The following is a 17,008-nucleotide window of genomic DNA, read 5'->3' as shown; positions in this document are numbered from 1 at the left end:
ACGGCATGCGCTGGCTGAAATTCACCGCTGCGGACAAGACGTCCTGGGGGATCGTCGAGGGTGACCAGGTCATCGCGATCGAGGGCGATCCCTTCGGAGAATGGCAACGCACCTCGCGCACGTATCAGCTCTCGCAGGTCAAGATCGAACTGCCGCTGATTCCGCGCACCTTCTACTGCGTCGGCTTGAATTACCTCAAGCATCTGAAGGAAGCCGCCGACAAGCGCGGCGAAGTGCCTGCTGTCCCCGACCGCCCCGAGATCGGCTATCGCGCGCAAAACGCGCTGATTGCGCATGACGAGGACGTCGCGATCCCGTCCTTTGCGACGGACAAGATCCACTACGAAGGCGAACTCGTTGTCGTCATCGGCAAGAAGGTGAAGCATCTCACCAATCAGAATGCGATGGATTGCGTCTTCGGCTACACCATCGGCAACGACGTCAGCGAGCGCAGCTGGCAGAAGGCCGACCGCAGCCTGTGGCGCTCGAAGAACGCCGACACGTTCAAGCCGATGGGCCCGTGGATCGAGACCGAGGCCGACCTCGACAAGATGGAAACGATCGTCCGGGTCAACGGCAAGGAGACCAACCGCTTCCACACCAACGACATGATCTTTGGCGTGGTGCCGTTCCTAGTCGAGCTGACCAAGTATTTTACGCTATGGCCGGGCGATGTGATCTGGATGGGCACGGATGGTGCCTCGCCTGATATCAAGCACGGCGACGTCGTGGAGATCGACATCACCGGCATCGGCACGCTGCGGAACAGGTTCGTGCGGGAGGAGCGGTGATCCTCATCCTGAGGAGCTTGCGAAGCAAGCGTCTCGAAGGATGAAGGCCCGGTTGTGGCGTCGCGCTTCGAGACGGCCGCTACGCGGCCTCCTCAGCACAAGCTCAAAACGGCAGCGCGACGCCCGTCTTGATCTCCTTCAGCACCACGTTGCTTCTGACATAGCGGATGCCGGGAATGCGGAACATGAAGTCGTCGAGGAATCTGTTGTACGCCGCCATATCCTGCACGACGACACGCAAATGGTAATCGGCATCGCCCGTGGTCGCAAAGCACTCCAGCACCTCACGCCGCGTGGTCACCCGCGCGACGAACTCGTCGACGAATTTTGCGTCGTGCCGTTCCAGCGAGACGTGGAGGATCGCGGACATCGCAAAGCCGGCCTGCTCGCGCGCGACCAGGGCCGCATAGCCCCGGATGGCACCGCTCTCCTCCAGCGCGCGCACCCGGCGCCAGCATGCCGAAGTCGACATGCCGACTGCGTCGGCGAGCTGCTGGTTGGTGGCGCGGCCGTCCTTCTGAAGATAGGCGAGAATCCGCGCGTCCTGGTCTTCGATCATGGAAACCACCAAAATGGATTAATCTACCTTCCCGTAGATCGTTTTGGATAACTCTACCATAATAGGTACGCCATTCGGAAAGAAAGGTAAGACCTACCAGTTGCCCAGGCTTACCCTTCTCCCATCCGGCAAGGATGCCGTGGGGAGGTCCGCATGGCCGCCATTTCGTCTCTCGATCCTTACGAGCTTTCCGACCGCTACGATCGCGAACGGGGCCGCGTCTTCCTCACCGGCACGCAGGCCATCGTCCGCATCGCGCTCGACCAGGTGCGGCGCGACCGTGCCGCGGGGCTGAACACGGCGGGCTTCATCTCAGGCTATCGCGGCTCGCCACTCGGCGGGATCGACCTCGAGCTGTGGCGCATCCACGAGCGACTGAAGCGGGACCGCATCGAATTCCTCCCCGCAGTGAACGAAGATCTTGCCGCGACCGCCGTGCTCGGCTCACAACAGGTCGAGACGCAAGCCGACCGCGAGGTCGATGGCGTGTTCGCTCTCTGGTACGGCAAGGGCCCCGGCGTCGATCGCTCCGGCGATGCGCTGAAACACGGCAACGCCTACGGCTCCTCACCGCATGGCGGCGTTCTGGTGGTCGCCGGCGACGACCATGGCTGCGTCTCGTCCTCGATGCCGCACCAGTCCGACGTCGCCTTCATGAGCTGGTTCATGCCGACGCTCCACCCCGCAAGCGTCAGCGAATATCTCGAATTCGGTGAATATGGCTACGCGCTGAGCCGCTTCACCGGCATGTGGGTCGGCTTCAAGGCGATCTCTGAGATCGTGGAATCCGGCGCGTCCGTCGCGCTGCGCCCACCGCGGGCCTTCCACGCGCCAGACTTCACGCCGCCACCCGGCGGCCTGCACTATCGCTGGCCCGATCTGCCCGGCCCGCAGATCGAGGAGCGGCTGGAGGCGAAGAAGCACGCGGTCTACGCCTTCGCAAAGGCTAATCCGATCGATCGTCACATCTACGACATCCCGGACGCCACCTACGGCATCGTCACCACGGGCAAGGCCCATCTCGATCTGATGGAAGCGCTGCGGCTGATGGGTCTCGACGAAGCGGACTGCCGCAGCATCGGCATCGACATCTACAAGGTCGGCATGGTCTGGCCGCTGGCGCTGCATGACGCGATGGCGTTCGTGAGGGGCAAGCGCGAGATCCTTGTCGTCGAGGAGAAGCGCGGCATCATCGAAAGCCAGTTCAAGGAATATTTTTACGATTATCCGGGCGAAAAACCCGAGCGCATGGTCGGTAAGCATGACGAGCAAGGGGCGCGGCTGATCTCCTGGATCGGCGAATTGTCACCGCGTGCGCTCGCTGGGGTGCTCGCACGCCGTCTCGATCCGATGTTCCCAGGCCTCAATCTCGCCGCACGCGCAGCCGGCTTGATGCCTGAGGCCTCGCGCACGATCAACGTCAGCGGTGCGACGCGTACGCCCTATTTCTGCTCGGGCTGCCCGCACAATACATCGACGAAAGTGCCCGAGGGTTCGAAGGCGCTGGCCGGCATCGGCTGTCATTTCATGGCCAGCTGGATGGACCGCGAGACATCGTCCCTGATCCAGATGGGAGGCGAAGGCGTGAATTGGGCCGCCTCGTCACGCTTCACCGGCAACATGCACGTGTTCCAGAATCTGGGCGAAGGCACCTATTATCATTCGGGTTCGATGGCGATCCGGCAGGCGATCGCCGCCAAGGCCAACATCACCTACAAGATCCTGTTCAACGATGCCGTGGCGATGACCGGCGGCCAACCCGTCGACGGCCCAATCAGCGTCCACGCTATCGCGCACAGCGTCCGCGCCGAGGGCGTTGCGCGCATCGCGCTGGTGTCGGACGATCCGGCGCAATTTCCGCCAGGCGATCTTCCGGTCGGCGTGTCCCTCCATCCGCGCGAGAAGATGGACAGCGTGCAGCGCGAGCTGCGCGATATTCCCGGCGTCTCGGTGCTGATCTATCAGCAGACCTGCGCGACAGAGAAACGGCGTCGCCGCAAGCGTGGACAGATGATCGATCCCAAACGCTTCGCCTATATCAACGATCTCGTCTGCGAAGGCTGCGGCGACTGCTCGGTCGAATCCAACTGCCTCAGCGTCGAGCCCAAGGAGACGCCGTTCGGCCGGAAGCGCCGGATCAACCTCTCATCCTGCAACAAGGACTTTTCCTGTCTCAACGGGTTCTGCCCGAGCTTCGTCACCGTCGAGGGCGCGAGGCGCCGGAAGAAGGGCGCGAGTCGGATCGACGCGGTCGGCCACGCGGCCACGCTTCCCCTGCCCGCGCCCGCAACGCTCGACCGTCCCTATGATCTGCTCGTCACCGGCGTCGGCGGCACCGGCGTGATCACGGTCGGCGCGCTGATCGGCATGGCGGCCCACCTCGAAGGAAACGGTGTCTCGGTGCTGGATTTTACCGGCTTTGCGCAGAAATTCGGGCCGGTGCTGAGCTACATCCGGTTGGCCGCATCCCCCGACGCATTGCACCAGGTCCGTATCGACCAGGGCGCGGCCGATGCGCTGATCGGCTGCGACCTCGTCGTCAGCTCCTCGCCGAAGGCGTCCGGCACCTATCGAAAAGGTACGCGCGCCGCGGTCAACACCGCGGAGATGCCGACCGGCGACGTCGTCCGCTTCCGTGACGCCGATCTCGCCTCACCCGCCCGCCTGCGTGCGATCGGCCAGGTGATCGGCGACGGCAATCTCGACACCATCAACGCCAATGCGCTGGCCGAGCGCCTGCTCGGCGATGCCGTCTATGCCAATATCGTCATGCTGGGCTTTGCCTGGCAGCGCGGGCTGCTGCCGGTCTCGCTGTCGGCGCTGTTGCGCGCGATCGAGCTCAACGGCGTCGGGGTCGAAAGCAACAAGCAGGCTTTCGCCTGGGGCCGGATTGCAGCCGCCGATCCCGACTTCTTGCCGAAGGTGGACGAAGCGCCGAAGGCCGAGACGCTCGACCAGCTGATCGACCGCCGCGCCGACTTCCTCACGGCTTATCAGAACGATGCCTACGCAGCGCGCTATCGAGAGCGCGTTGCAAGTGTTCGCCATGCCGAAGCCAGCCTGAATAGCGAGGCATTGACCCAGGCGGTCGCGCACGCCCTGTTCAAGCTGATGGCCTACAAGGATGAGTACGAGGTGGCGCGCCTGCACATGCAGACCGGCTTCCTCGACGAGTTGAAAGGCGAATTCGAAGGCGACTTCAGCATCCAATATCACCTTGCCCCGCCGTTCCTGCCGTCGAAGCGCGATGCCCGCGGACGTCCGCGCAAGCACGCCTTCGGACAGTGGATCCAGATGCCGCTCGCCATGCTGGCGCGGGTGAAGGGATTGCGCGGGACGCCGTTCGATCCGTTCGGCTACACGGCGGAGCGGCGCGCCGAGCGGGAACTCATCACCTGGTACGATGGCGTCATCAAACGGCTGCTCGGCGGACTCGACGCGGCGCAACTGCCAAGCCTGGTCGCCATTGCAAAAGCGCCGATGGATATCCGGGGCTACGGGCCGGTTAAGGACGCCGCGATCGGGAAGGTGAAGGCCGAGGTCGAACGGCTGTTCGCCGAGCTCAATGCGCCATCACCTGCAAGGATGCGCGCCTACGGTTGACGGAGCGCCGACGAGACTTCAGCCTCTGGAGCCGAGGGGCGCCCTGATGGCGCTCCTGCAACCGGGTGACGCCTCATGGATTTCGACCAGTTGACCCTGACCCAGGCTGTGGCCGACCTCCGCGCCGGAAAAGTCACGAGCACCGCGCTCACGACGGAAGCTCTCGCCCGCGCCAAGGCCAATGCCGATCTGAATGCCTTCGTCACCCTGGACGAGGCCGGCGCTCTGAAGGCTGCGGCCGCATTCGACGCGAACGACAACAAGGACAAGCCGCTCGGCGGTGTTCCCATCGTGATCAAGGACAATATCGAGGTCACGGGGCTCCCCTGCAGCGCAGGAACGCCGGCGCTGAAGCATTACGTTCCGAGGGCCGACGCGCCGGTGGTCGCAAAATTGCGCGCGGCGGGCGCGGTCATCATCGGCAAGACCAGCATGCACGAGCTCGCTTTCGGCATCTCCGGCTACAACACCGCATTCAAGACCGGCACGGAGTTCGGCGTGCGCAACGCCTATGACCGCACCCTGATCGCGGGCGGCTCCTCCTCAGGAACGGGCGTCGCGATCGGCGCGCGGATCGTCGCGGGCGGGCTCGGCACCGACACTGGCGGATCGGTCAGGGTCCCCGCCGCACTGAATGGATGTGCCTCGCTGCGTCCGACGGTCGGACGCTATCCGCAAGCTGGCATCGCGCCGATCTCGCACACCCGCGACACCGCGGGCCCGATGGCGGCGACCGCGGCGGATGTCGAACTCCTCGACCGCGTCATAGCAGGTGGCGAAGCCGTTCAGGCGGCCGATCTGAAGCAGATGCGAATCGGCATCGTGAGGTCGATGCTGACAAATCTCGACGCTGACACCAACGCCGCTTTCCAGGCAGCAGTGGCGAAGATGAAAGCGCAGGGTGTCACGATGGTCGAGATCGAAATGCCGCAACTGGCCGAGTTCAATGGCCAGGTCAGCTTTCCGGTCGCGCTGTACGAAGCCTATGACGATCTGGTCGCCTATCTGGACCACACCGGCACGGGCCTCAGCATCGAGGCGATGGCAAGGGACATCTCCAGCGCCGACGTCAAGGGCACCTATGATGGCCTGGTGATCCCGCGCAAACTGCCTGCCCCCGATGGCACGCTGGTTGACGCCAAGCCGATCTATGACGCCGCGATCAATAGTGCACGCCCCGCGCTCCAGGTGCTTTACAGCAGGACTTTCGCCGACAACCGGCTCGATGCCATCGCCTTCCCGACCACGCCGCGCGTCGCCATTGCCTCCAATCCGGATTCCAGCAGCCTCGAGAATTTCGGGTTGTTCATCCAGAACACCGATCCCGGCAGCAATGCCGGCATTCCCGGCATCCAGATCCCGATTGCGCTCGGCGCGGTCAGCAAACTTCCGATCGGACTCGAGCTGGATGGCCCTGCAGGCAGCGACCGCCGCCTGCTTGCGCTCGGCATGGCGCTTGAAAAAGTGTTCGGACGGCTGCCGGCGCCACCCCGCTCATGAATAGGGATTGATCAGCTTCTGCTGCTCGGCGCTGTGATGCACGAGCATGTCGATAAAGGTCCTGACCTTCGCCGACAGATGATGCCGGTGCGGATAGACCGCGTTCATCGACATCTCGACGGGACGATATTCGGGCAGAAGGCGAACGAGATGACCGGCTTCGAGATCGCCCTGGACGAGAAAACCGGCCATCAGGCAGACGGCAGCGCCTTCCAGCGCCACCTTTCGCAAGGCCTCACCGCTGTTGGTGATAAAGCTGCCGGAGATGCGCACCGATGCCGGCGTGCCCTTGCGATCGAAGAAGCGCCAATCTTCGCCGAACGGATAATTCAAGTGACGGGCGCAATTGTGCGCGGTGAGCTCATCGAGCTTCTGCACGCGACCGTGCCTTTCGAGGTAGTCGTGCGAGCAGCACAGCACGTGCCGCCAGGTTGCGAGGCTGCGAACGATCAGGCTCGAATCCGGCGGCGCGGTCATGCGCAGAGCAACGTCATAGCCTTCTTCGATGAGGTCGATTTCGGCCTCGCCCATCCGCAGATCGATCTTGAGCTCCGGATAGGACGACAGGAGCTTCGCCACCACGGGCGCAACGAACGGCACCATGTGCGTGGCGACGTGGATCCGTAGCGTGCCGCGGGGCACCGACTGCAATTCGCTCGCGATATCGTCGGCCTGTTTGATTTCGGCGAGTATCTGGATGCAGCGGTCGTAATAGGCCTTGCCGATGTCGGTGAGGCTGACCTTGCGCGTGGTGCGCTGAAGCAGCCTCACGCCGAGCCGGTCTTCCAGCGCCTGGACGTGATTGCTCACCATGGTGGTCGACATGTTGAGCTTGCGGGCTGCTGCAGAGAAGCCGCCGGTCTCGACCACCCGGCTGAAGACTTCGAGACTGGTCAATCGGTCCATGCCGACTGATTATCCGCTCTTGAGAGATAATCGCAAGGAATTCCGTCCGATTATCCATCAAACCGCTCCTGCGGGCAGCGCGGATGCGTTAGCCGCAATCCCTCGACAGGCGCGGCAATCGCTCTGGGGCAGTCGTACCTCCGGCTCGATAGATCATACGGGCCAAGGCGAGATCCCGGGACTATCCACTGTCAGCGGATAATCCTTTCGGCATTTCGCTGATTATCGATCGGACGAGGAAGACCGATAGTCTGGGTCAGCCGAAGGAGACTGCCATGTCCGAGATGCCCCGCACCAAAAACTTTCAGCAAGCGACTGAAATACCGCAAGCTACCCCGACGGCGCCGGTGCGTGGTCCCGCCCGGAATACGGTCCGGCGGGCGGCGCTGGCGCTCGCGTTCCTTGCGGGCACGGCTGCGGTTGTCCATTACGGACACGACTACTGGGTCAACGGCCGTTATCTCGAGACAACCGACGACGCCTATGTGAAGGCCGACTCCACGATCATCGCGCCAAAGGTCTCGGGCTACATCGCCAAGGTGCTGGTCAGCGACAACGAAAAGGTCAAAGCGGGCCAGCTGCTGGCGAAGATCGACGACCGCGACTTCAAGGCGGCGCTCAATCAGGCCCGCGCCGATGTCGCTGCGGCGGAAGCGGCAGTGCGGAACCTCGACGCCCAGCTCGAACTCCAGCAGCCGATCATCGAGCAGAGCACAGCCGATGTCGCTGCTGCGGACGCGAATCTGAAATTTGCGCAGGAGGAGCGCGCCCGCTACGACGACCTGATGAAGTCGGGCTCCGGCACGATTCAGCGCGCGCAACAGACTGACGCCGCGTTGCGCGCCAGCAACGCGCAACTGCAACATGCCAGGTCGGGCCTCGTGGCCGCGCAACGCAAGGTCGACGTGCTCACGACCCAGCGCGCGCAGGCTATTGCCCAGCTCGAACATGCGCGTGCGGTCGCGGAGCAGGCGACGCTCAATCTCTCCTACACCGAGATTACCGCGCCGGTCGACGGAACGGTCGGCGCCCGCTCACTGCGCGTGGGACAGTTCGTGCAGGCCGGCACGCAATTGATGGCGGTGGTGCCGCTCGATGCGGTCTATGTCGTGGCGAATTTCAAGGAGACGCAGCTCACACATGTCCGCGCCGGCCAGCCGGTCGAGCTGCACGTCGACAGTTTCCGCAACCAGACCCTGCGCGGCCATGTCGACAGCCTGTCGCCGGCGAGCGGCCTTGAATTCGCATTGCTGCCGCCCGACAACGCCACCGGCAATTTCACCAAGATCGTGCAACGGGTGCCGGTGAAGATCGTGCTCGACGACCACAGCCTGACCGGCCTGCTGCGCCCCGGCATGTCCGCGGTGCCGACCGTCGACACCAAGCAGACCGTGCTGGCCGAGCGTGAGACGGCGAAGCATCTCGCCGACAACGCGGCCCGTCCGAACGGCGGTTGAAGCCGGAAAGGTCCGGCGGGACTATCAAGTCCTACCGGATGATCCTTCCCAAACTTGGTCGATTATCGAAACGAACTGCCTGATCCATCCTGTCTCCGTAACCGAGACGAGGCTTCCATGAGCACGCTCCAACCGACCGTTAATACCACGGCCGATATCCCCGCTCCCGTCGCGGCCCCCGCAACGCCCGCCGTCTCGACCAAGACCTGGATCGCCGTGATCGGCGCGACGCTCGGCGCCTTCATGGCGGTGCTGAACATCCAGATCGTCAATGCCTCACTCGCCGATATCCAGGGCGCGATCGGCGCCGGCATTGATGACGGCGGCTGGATCTCGACCTCCTATCTGATCGCGGAGATCGTGGTGATCCCGCTGTCCGGCTGGCTGGCGCAGGTGTTCTCGATCCGCATCTATCTCCTCACCAATGCGGTCCTGTTCCTGGTCCTGTCAGCCGCCTGTGCGTTGGCGCAAGACCTGCCGCAGATGATCGTGCTGCGGGCGGTGCAAGGGTTTACCGGCGGCGTGCTGATTCCGATGGCGTTCACACTCATCATCACATTGCTGCCGCGCGCCAAGCAACCCGTGGGCCTTGCGCTGTTCGCGCTGTCGGCGACGTTCGCGCCCGCGATCGGCCCGACCATCGGCGGCTATCTCACCGAGAATTTTGGCTGGCAGTACATCTTCTATGTCAACGTTGTCCCCGGCACGATCATGGTCGGCATGCTCTGGTACGCGCTCGATGCAAAGCCCATGAAGCTGTCGTTGCTGCGCGACGGCGACTGGGCCGGCATCATCACCATGGCGATCGGATTGTCGGCGCTGCAGACCGTGCTCGAGGAAGGCAACAAAGACGACTGGTTCGGCTCGCCCTTCATCGTCAAGCTGTCCGTCATCGCGGCCGTGGCGCTGAGCGCCTTCCTGATCATCGAGCTCACCGTGAAGAAGCCGCTCCTGAACCTGCGTCTGCTGGTCCGCCGCAATTTCGGCTTCGGCATGCTCGCGAATTTCCTGCTGGGAATCGCGCTCTACGGCTCGGTGTTCATCCTGCCGCAATATCTGGCCCGCATCCAGGGCTACAATGCCGAGCAGATCGGCATGGTGCTGGCTTGGACCGGCCTGCCGCAGCTGGTGCTGATCCCGCTGGTCCCGCGGTTGATGCAGAAGCTCGATGCGCGGCTCATCATCGGCGTCGGCTTCGTCCTGTTCGCGGCCTCCAACTTTATGAACATCTACATGACCGGCAACTATGCCGCCGATCAATTGCTCTGGCCCAATGTGGTTCGTGCGATCGGCCAGGCGCTGGTAATGGCGCCGCTGTCTGCGGTGGCGACCTCAGGCATCGAACCGGAGAACGCGGGCTCGGCCTCCGGCCTGTTCAACATGATGCGCAACCTCGGCGGCGCCGTCGGCATCGCGCTGTTGCAGACCCTGCTGACCAAGCGCGAGCAGTATCACTCCAACGTGCTGATGCAGTCAGTCTCGCTGTTCGAGCAGGCGACGCGGACGCGGCTGGAACAGCTCACCCAATACTTCGTCAATCACGGCATTCTCGATCGGGCGGACGCGTTGCATCGCGCCTATGTTGCGATCGGCCATATCGTGCAGAAGCAGGCCTATATCCTCGCCTTCAGCGACACCTTTTATCTGCTCGGCGTGGCCCTGATCGTCGCGCTGATCGCCACCCTCTTCCTGAAGAAGGCCGGCCACGCCTCGGCCGGCGGCGCCCACTGACGTCAACCCAGCCAGCAAGGAGAACGACCATGAAACCCCGCATGAATTTCTACCAGGCCGCACCCGACACGATGAAGGCGCTGATGGCACTGGAAGAGCAGATCCAGTCGACGGGCCTTGAGAAATCGTTGATCGAGCTCGTCAAGATCCGGGCGTCACAGATCAACGGCTGCGCCTTCTGCATCAACATGCACACCGAGGACGCCCGCAAGCGCGGCGAGACCGAGCAGCGCATCTATCTGCTCAACGCCTGGCGCGAATCACCGCTCTACACCGACCGCGAGCGCGCGGCGCTGGCCTGGACGGAATCAGTGACGCTGATCTCCGAGACGCACGCGCCTGATGACGTCTACGAGCAGGTCCGCCCGCAATTCTCCGACGCGGAGACGGTGAACCTGACCATGCTGATCGGCGCCATCAATGCCTGGAACCGAATCGCGATCGCGTTCCGTGCGGTTCATCCGGTGAAGGTGAAGGCATCGGTGGCGTGAGGTGCTGATGTGTGGAGGCCAAACTGCCTCAATACATTCGCCTGTCATGCCCCGGCTTAACCGGGGCATCCAGTACGCCGCGGCTTCTCGAGTCCAGCACTCCCGTCACGGAGTACTGGATCGCCCGGTCAAGCCGGGCGATGACGGCGGTAGGTAGCTTAAACCGCCGTCGCCTTCGCGAACTCCACGTAGATCTCGCGCAGCCGCATGGCGATCGGGCCGGGCTTGCCGTCGCCGACCTTCTTGCCGTCGATCGCAACCACCGGCTGGACGAACAGCGACGCCGAGGTGGCGAAGGCTTCCTTGGCGGCGAGCGCCTCGGCGACCGTGAAGGAACGCTCTTCGACGCGGAGCTGACGCTCTTCCGCCAGCGCCACCACCGCCTTGCGGGTGCAGCCCGGCAGGATCGCGTTGGAGTTCTTGCGGGTCACGATGACGTCGTCCTGGGTCAGGATGAACGCTGAAGACGAACCGCCTTCGGTGACGTAACCGTCTTCCAGCATCCAGGCTTCGCCCGCACCGGCTTCGGCCGCGGCCTGCTTTGCCAGCACTTGCGCCAGCAATGCTACGCTCTTGATGTCACGCCGCTCCCAGCGGATGTCGGGCACGGTGATCACATTGATGCCGGTCTTGGCCGAGGCGGCGTTGATGATGTCCTTCTCCGACGTGAACATCACCAGGCTCGACTTGACGTCGCCCTTGGGGAAGGCGAAGTCGCGGCCCTTGTCGGCGCCGCGGGTGACCTGGAGATAGACGAGGCCGTTCTCGACCTTGTTGCGTGCAATCAGCTCCTGCTGGATCTCGGTGATGCGCTCGACCGTCTCCGGGAGCCTCAGCTTGATCTCGCCGACCGAGCGCTCCAGCCGCGCCAGATGCGAGGCATTGTCGACCAACTTGCCGTCGAGCACGGCCGAGACCTCATAGATGCCGTCGGCGAACAGGAAGCCGCGATCGAGGACCGAAATTTTGGCGTCCGAAAGCGGGACGAATGAGCCGTTGACATAGGCGATCGGATCCAAGGCAGGTCTCCTGGCGGGAATAGGGATTACCCGCTGGTATAAGGGATTTGTCGGTGCCACGAAACCCTCAACCCGTCATTCCCGACCGGCGCCAGGAGGCACGTCGCGGAATGACAGTGGGATCAATGCGACAGAATCTTCGACAAGAACTTCTGCGCGCGGTCGCTGCGGGGCTTGCCGAAGAAATCGTCCTTCGGGGCGTCCTCGACGATCTCGCCGCGGTCCATGAAGATCACGCGGTTGGCGACCTTGCGGGCAAAGCCCATCTCGTGCGTCACGACCATCATGGTCATGCCCTCATGGGCGAGGTCTACCATGACGTCGAGCACCTCGCTCACCATTTCGGGGTCGAGCGCCGAGGTCGGCTCGTCGAACAGCATGACGATGGGATCCATCGCGAGCGCGCGGGCGATCGCCACGCGCTGCTGCTGGCCGCCGGACAGGTTCGCGGGAAATTTTTGCGCCTGTTCCTTCAGGCCGACCCGCTCCAGCAGCTGCATGCCTTTCGCCACCGCCTTGTCGCGCGACCGGTCGAGCACCTTCTGCTGCGCGAGGCAGAGATTATCAATGATCTTCAGATGCGGAAACAGCTCGAAGTGCTGAAAAACCATGCCGACACGCGCGCGCAGCTTGGGCAGATTGGTCCTGGGGTCGTTGACCTTAGTGCCATCGACGCTGATGTCGCCTTTCTGGAATGGCTCCAGCGCGTTGACGCATTTTATCAGCGTCGACTTGCCTGATCCCGACGGACCGCAGACCACGACCACCTCGCCCTTGGCGACGCTGGTGGTGCAGTCGGTCAGCACCTGGAAGGCCGGGCTGTACCATTTGTCGACGTGGCTGATCTCGATCATGGCAAACTCTATCGAATGATGGCGATGCGCGCCTGCAGGCGGCGAACGCCGAAGGACGCGATACAGGAGATGGTGAAGTAGACGATCGCTGCGAATAGATACATTTCGACCAGACGGCCGTCGCGCTGCGCGACCTTGCTAGCCGCACCGAGGAAATCGGTGATCGACAGCACATAGACCAGTGAGGTGTCCTGGAACAGCACGATGGTCTGCGTGATCAGGACCGGCAGCATGTTGCGGAAGGCCTGCGGCAGAACGACGTAGCGCATGGTCTGGGCGTAGGTCAGGCCGAGCGCGTTGGCTGCGGCCGGCTGGCCGCGCGAGATCGACTGGATGCCGGCACGCATGATCTCGGAGAAGTACGCGGCCTCGAACATGATGAAGGTGATGAGCGAGGACGCGAACGCGCCGACACTGATCGGACGCGACGCGCCAGTTACCCATTGCCCGATATAGGGCACCAGGAAGTAGAACCAGAAGATCACCAGCACCAGCGGCAGCGAGCGCATGAAGTCGACATAGACGCCCGCGATGCGGCCCAGCACCTTGTAGCCGGACAGCCGCATCAGCGCGATCGCCGTGCCGAAGACGAGGCCGCCGAGTGCAGCAAGCCCGGTCAGCATCAGCGTGAACGTCATGCCCTCATAGAATAGATAGGGCAGCGTGCGGATGATGACCCCGAAATCAAAATTGCTGAACATGGCGCTACTTCCCCGTGATGTAGCCGGGGATCGCGACCCAGCGCTCGAGGAAGCGCATCGCGGTCACGACGACGGCGTTGACGAGGAGATAGAGGATGGTCGCAGCGGTGAAGGCCTCGAACACCTGGAACGAGAATTCCTGCATCGAGCGCGCCTGGCCGGTCAGTTCGAGCAAACCAATGGTGATGGCCACAGCCGTGTTCTTGATGGTGTTGAGGAACTCGGACGTCAGCGGCGGCAGGATGATGCGAAAAGCCATCGGCAGCAGGATGTAGCGATAAGCCTGCAGGGTCGTCAGGCCGAGTGCGGTCGCCGCCATCTTCTGCCCGCGCGGCAGCGATCCGATGCCGGCCTGCAACTGCACGGCGACGCGCGCCGACATGAAGAACCCGATGCCAATCGCGGCCGTCCAGAACGGCGCGTTCGGCAGTTGTTTCAGCCACAATCCCGCGGACCTTGGCAACACTTCCGGCAGCACGAAAAACCACAGGAAGAGCTGCACCAGCAGCGGCATATTGCGGAAGAATTCAACATAGGCAAAGCCGAACCAGTACGCTCCCTTCGACGGCAGTGTGCGCATCACGCCGACGATCGATCCGGTGATCAGCGCGATGATCCAGGCGAGCGCACCCGTCTTGAGGGTCAGCACCAGGCCCGACAACAGCATGTCGAGATAGGTGCCGGTCCCCATCGGGTTCGGCTGGAAAAAGATTCCCCAGTTCCAGTTGTAGTTCACGTGTCCCCCGCGCGAACGCGCCAGTCATCGATGTCCTGGCGCCTATGCAAATGTCCGGCCATCCTGGAGTCAAGATGGCCGGACACGATCCCGATCGAAAGATCGAGGTTATAGCTTACTTATAATCGTCCGGGTTTGGCGAGTCCGTCGGCTTGGCAAACTCGTTCTTCAGCTCGGCCGAGATCGGCGTGTTGAGATTGAGGCCCTTCGGCGGGATCTTCTGCGTGAACCACTTGTCGTAGATCTTCTGGCCCTCGCCGGAGGTGTAGAGCGCAGCGGTCGCCGCGTCGACGACCTTCTTGAAGGCCGCGTCGTCCTTGCGCAGCATGATGCCGTAGGGCTCAGGCTTGGAGAACGCGTCCTTGGAGATGACGTAGTCATCGGGCGACTTCGAGCCGGCAACGAGGCTCGCGAGCAGGATATCATCCATCACGAAGGCGACCGCACGGTCGGTCTCGACCATCAGGAAGGCCTCGGCGTGGTCCTTGGCCGGAATGATGTTTGCGCCGAGGCTTTTTGCAACATTGGCCTCGGTGAGCTGTTTGATGTTGGTGGTGCCGGCAGTGGAAACCACCGATTTTCCCTTGAGGTCGTCAATCGCCTTCAGGCCACTCGACTTCTTGAAGACGTAGCGGCTGGCGGTCAAATAATGGGTGTTGGTGAAGGCAACCTGCTTCTGGCGCTCGGCATTGTTGGTGGTCGAGCCGCATTCGAGATCGATGGTGCCGTTCGCCATCAGCGGGATCCGGGTCGCCGAGGTCACCGGATTGAGCTTGACCTCGAGCTTGTCGAGCTTGAGCTCCTTCTTCACGGCGTCGACGATCTTGTAGCAGATGTCCATCGCGTAGCCGATGGGCTTCTGGTTGTCGTCGAGATAAGAGAACGGGATCGAGGAGTCGCGGAAGCCGAGCGTAATGGCGCCGGTGTCCTTGATGTTCTTGAGCGTGCCGGTCAGCTCCTCGGCCCCGGCCTGGCCGACGGCGAAGGTCGCGGCGAGCGCGAGGCCGATGCTACGGAAATGTTTCACGTTTTGGTCCCCTTTCAGGATGATGCCGGCGGGATGCAAGCACAAATTGGGTTGGAATAGAATGTGACTTTTGGCTGGATCGCGGCTCCGGTTAACGGCTCAGGCCGGCGGGCGCGTTAGCGGGCTTGTTAGCGGGCTTGGCAATTCCCCGAGATCCCAGAACAGGCCGGCCATCACCGTCAAGGCCTCTTCGGTCAATGGCAGCAGGATGTGCTCATTGGGCGCATGCTGGGAGCAGCCGGGATAGGAGTGCGGCACCCAGATCGTCGGCAGGCCCAATATCTCGGAAAACACGTCATTGGGCAGCGAGCCGCCGAAATTCGGCAGCACCGCCGGCACTTTGCCGGTGGTCTCCTTCACCGAATTCGCCGCCCATGCGATCCAGGGGCTGTCGAAATCGGTGCGCGATGCCGCGAAGCTCTGTGCGGCCCGCACTTCGACCATCGGAAAACCCCTTTCGACCAGATGCGCACGGACGGCTTCGATCAGGCCGTCGACCTTGGTGCCGACCACGAAGCGCAGTTGCAGCACGGCATTGGCGTGGCCGGGAATGGCGTTGGCCGGCTTCTCGATGTTTCCCGACGACATCGCCAGCACTTCGAGCGTGTTCCAGGCATAGAGCCGCTCGGCCGCCGAAAGACCCTCCTCGCCCCAGTTCTCGGCCAACGCCGGCTCGTCCTCGGTCGGCACCACCTGCACGTCCGCAAGATAGCTGCGGATCTGGTTGGTGAGGCGCGGCGGCTTCAGCGCGTCCAGCTGAAGGCGGCCGTGGCCGTCGACCAGCGTCGAGATCGCGTTGACCAGAATGGTCGCTGGGTTGGCGAGCACACCGCCCCAATTGCCGGAGTGATGGCCGCCGTCGCGAAGGTTCACATCGAGATGAATGCGGATGCCGCCACGGCAGCCGAGGAATAGGGTCGGACGGTCGGCGGACAGGCGCGGCCCGTCGGAGGCCACGAACAGATCGGCCTTGAGCGCATCGCGATTGAGATCGCAGACCTTGCCGAGATCCGGCGAGCCGATCTCCTCGCCCATCTCGAGGATGAACTTGGCGTTGAAGCCGAGCTTGCCGCCGCGGGCCTCGCGCACCGCGCGGAGTGCCGCCATGTTGATGCTGTGCTGGCCCTTGTTGTCGGCGGTGCCGCGACCGTAGAGACGCGTGCCCGAAACCGTGGTGCGCCAGGGATCGCGGCCGTCGCGCCACTCGCCTTCCATCCCGTCAACGACGTCGCCATGGCCGTAGATCAGCACGGTCGGCGCCGTCTCACTTTCGCGGCGTTCGGCGAACAGGAACGGCGCCTTGCCGCTGGGAGATTCGATCATCCGGCTTTCGAAATCGAGCGCGGCAAAAGCGGGCACCATCTCCTGTTCCAGATAGGCGCGCAGCTCGACGCTCCGGTTCGGATTCTGGCTCTCGGTCTGGTAGGCGACGCGGCGGTCGAGTTCGGCGAGGAACGCGCCCGATTCAAAATCGTCACGGGCGCGGGCGATGGCATCGGCTCTGGTCATTATTTTCTTTTTTAGGTTGCGAGGCGAAGGAGCATACCCGATACGGGCAGGCCTCCGAAAGTGGCGGGGACTTCGATAGTCTTGGGATTTCGTTCTTGCTCTCTTGAGATTGGCTTGCCAAGCG

Annotated in this window: 14 protein-coding genes; 6 read left to right on the top strand and 8 right to left on the bottom strand. The window is 63.1% G+C overall.

Annotated features, from left to right (window positions below; all coding sequences use genetic code 11):
• Positions 1 to 5 precede the first annotated feature (5 nt).
• Positions 6 to 791 carry a fumarylacetoacetate hydrolase family protein gene (locus IVB13_RS27060; RefSeq protein ID WP_018453392.1) on the top strand — a complete coding sequence of 262 codons (786 nt, stop codon included), beginning with the start codon at positions 6 to 8 and terminating at the stop codon, positions 789 to 791.
• Between the two features lie 103 nt (positions 792 to 894).
• Here the strand turns inward: IVB13_RS27060 and IVB13_RS27055 are convergent, their stop codons facing one another.
• Entirely contained in the window at positions 895 to 1,350 is a 456-nt protein-coding gene (locus IVB13_RS27055; protein ID WP_018453391.1) for an Lrp/AsnC family transcriptional regulator, read from the bottom strand.
• Positions 1,351 to 1,503: 153 nt separating this feature from the next.
• Here IVB13_RS27055 and IVB13_RS27050 point away from each other — a divergent pair, with 153 nt between their 5' ends.
• On the top strand, positions 1,504 to 4,953 hold the full coding sequence (locus IVB13_RS27050; RefSeq protein ID WP_247490912.1) for an indolepyruvate ferredoxin oxidoreductase family protein: 3,450 nt from the start codon (positions 1,504 to 1,506) through the stop codon (positions 4,951 to 4,953).
• 75 nt (positions 4,954 to 5,028) lie between these two features.
• Entirely contained in the window at positions 5,029 to 6,453 is a 1,425-nt protein-coding gene (gene iaaH, locus IVB13_RS27045) for an indoleacetamide hydrolase (RefSeq protein ID WP_247490910.1), read from the top strand.
• Here iaaH and IVB13_RS27040 read toward each other — a convergent pair.
• Positions 6,448 to 7,359: a LysR family transcriptional regulator gene (locus tag IVB13_RS27040; protein ID WP_247299329.1), complete on the bottom strand. Its 912-nt coding sequence runs from the start codon at positions 7,357 to 7,359 to the stop codon at positions 6,448 to 6,450. The two genes, iaaH and IVB13_RS27040, sit on opposite strands and share 6 nt — an antisense overlap.
• 275 nt (positions 7,360 to 7,634) lie before the next feature.
• On the opposite strand from IVB13_RS27040, the gene IVB13_RS27035 reads away from it, so the two are divergent.
• From IVB13_RS27035 to IVB13_RS27025, 3 genes are all read left to right on the top strand, one after another.
• Positions 7,635 to 8,816: an HlyD family secretion protein gene (locus IVB13_RS27035; RefSeq protein WP_247490908.1), complete on the top strand. Its 1,182-nt coding sequence runs from the start codon at positions 7,635 to 7,637 to the stop codon at positions 8,814 to 8,816.
• Positions 8,817 to 8,933: 117 nt separating this feature from the next.
• Entirely contained in the window at positions 8,934 to 10,547 is a 1,614-nt protein-coding gene (locus IVB13_RS27030; RefSeq protein ID WP_018453386.1) for an MDR family MFS transporter, read from the top strand.
• A 29-nt stretch (positions 10,548 to 10,576) separates the two neighbouring features.
• Complete coding sequence (locus IVB13_RS27025) at positions 10,577 to 11,038, top strand: carboxymuconolactone decarboxylase family protein (protein WP_026232523.1); 462 nt, start codon at positions 10,577 to 10,579, stop codon at positions 11,036 to 11,038.
• Positions 11,039 to 11,196: 158 nt separating this feature from the next.
• Here the strand turns inward: IVB13_RS27025 and IVB13_RS27020 are convergent, their stop codons facing one another.
• The 6 genes from IVB13_RS27020 to IVB13_RS26995 form a co-directional block, all read right to left on the bottom strand.
• Positions 11,197 to 12,057, bottom strand: a complete 861-nt coding sequence (locus IVB13_RS27020; protein ID WP_018453384.1) for a D-amino-acid transaminase — start codon at positions 12,055 to 12,057, stop codon at positions 11,197 to 11,199.
• A 122-nt stretch (positions 12,058 to 12,179) separates the two neighbouring features.
• Positions 12,180 to 12,911 (bottom strand): amino acid ABC transporter ATP-binding protein, encoded by a 732-nt coding sequence (locus IVB13_RS27015; RefSeq protein ID WP_018453383.1) that lies wholly within the window; start codon positions 12,909 to 12,911, stop codon positions 12,180 to 12,182.
• An 8-nt stretch (positions 12,912 to 12,919) separates the two neighbouring features.
• Complete coding sequence (locus IVB13_RS27010; protein WP_018453382.1) at positions 12,920 to 13,612, bottom strand: ABC transporter permease subunit; 693 nt, start codon at positions 13,610 to 13,612, stop codon at positions 12,920 to 12,922.
• A gap of 4 nt (positions 13,613 to 13,616) precedes the next feature.
• Entirely contained in the window at positions 13,617 to 14,348 is a 732-nt protein-coding gene (locus tag IVB13_RS27005; protein WP_026232522.1) for an amino acid ABC transporter permease, read from the bottom strand.
• A 115-nt stretch (positions 14,349 to 14,463) separates the two neighbouring features.
• Positions 14,464 to 15,375 (bottom strand): amino acid ABC transporter substrate-binding protein, encoded by a 912-nt coding sequence (locus IVB13_RS27000; RefSeq protein ID WP_026232521.1) that lies wholly within the window; start codon positions 15,373 to 15,375, stop codon positions 14,464 to 14,466.
• Positions 15,376 to 15,474: 99 nt separating this feature from the next.
• On the bottom strand, positions 15,475 to 16,884 hold the full coding sequence (locus IVB13_RS26995; protein ID WP_018453379.1) for a M20 family metallopeptidase: 1,410 nt from the start codon (positions 16,882 to 16,884) through the stop codon (positions 15,475 to 15,477).
• Positions 16,885 to 17,008: the final 124 nt, after the last annotated feature.

Origin of the sequence: Bradyrhizobium sp. 17, from assembly GCF_023073515.1 — a bacterium.
In the GTDB taxonomy this organism is placed as follows: Bacteria; Pseudomonadota; Alphaproteobacteria; order Rhizobiales; family Xanthobacteraceae; genus Bradyrhizobium; species Bradyrhizobium canariense_D.
This window is presented reverse-complemented; position numbering and strand designations above follow the sequence as displayed.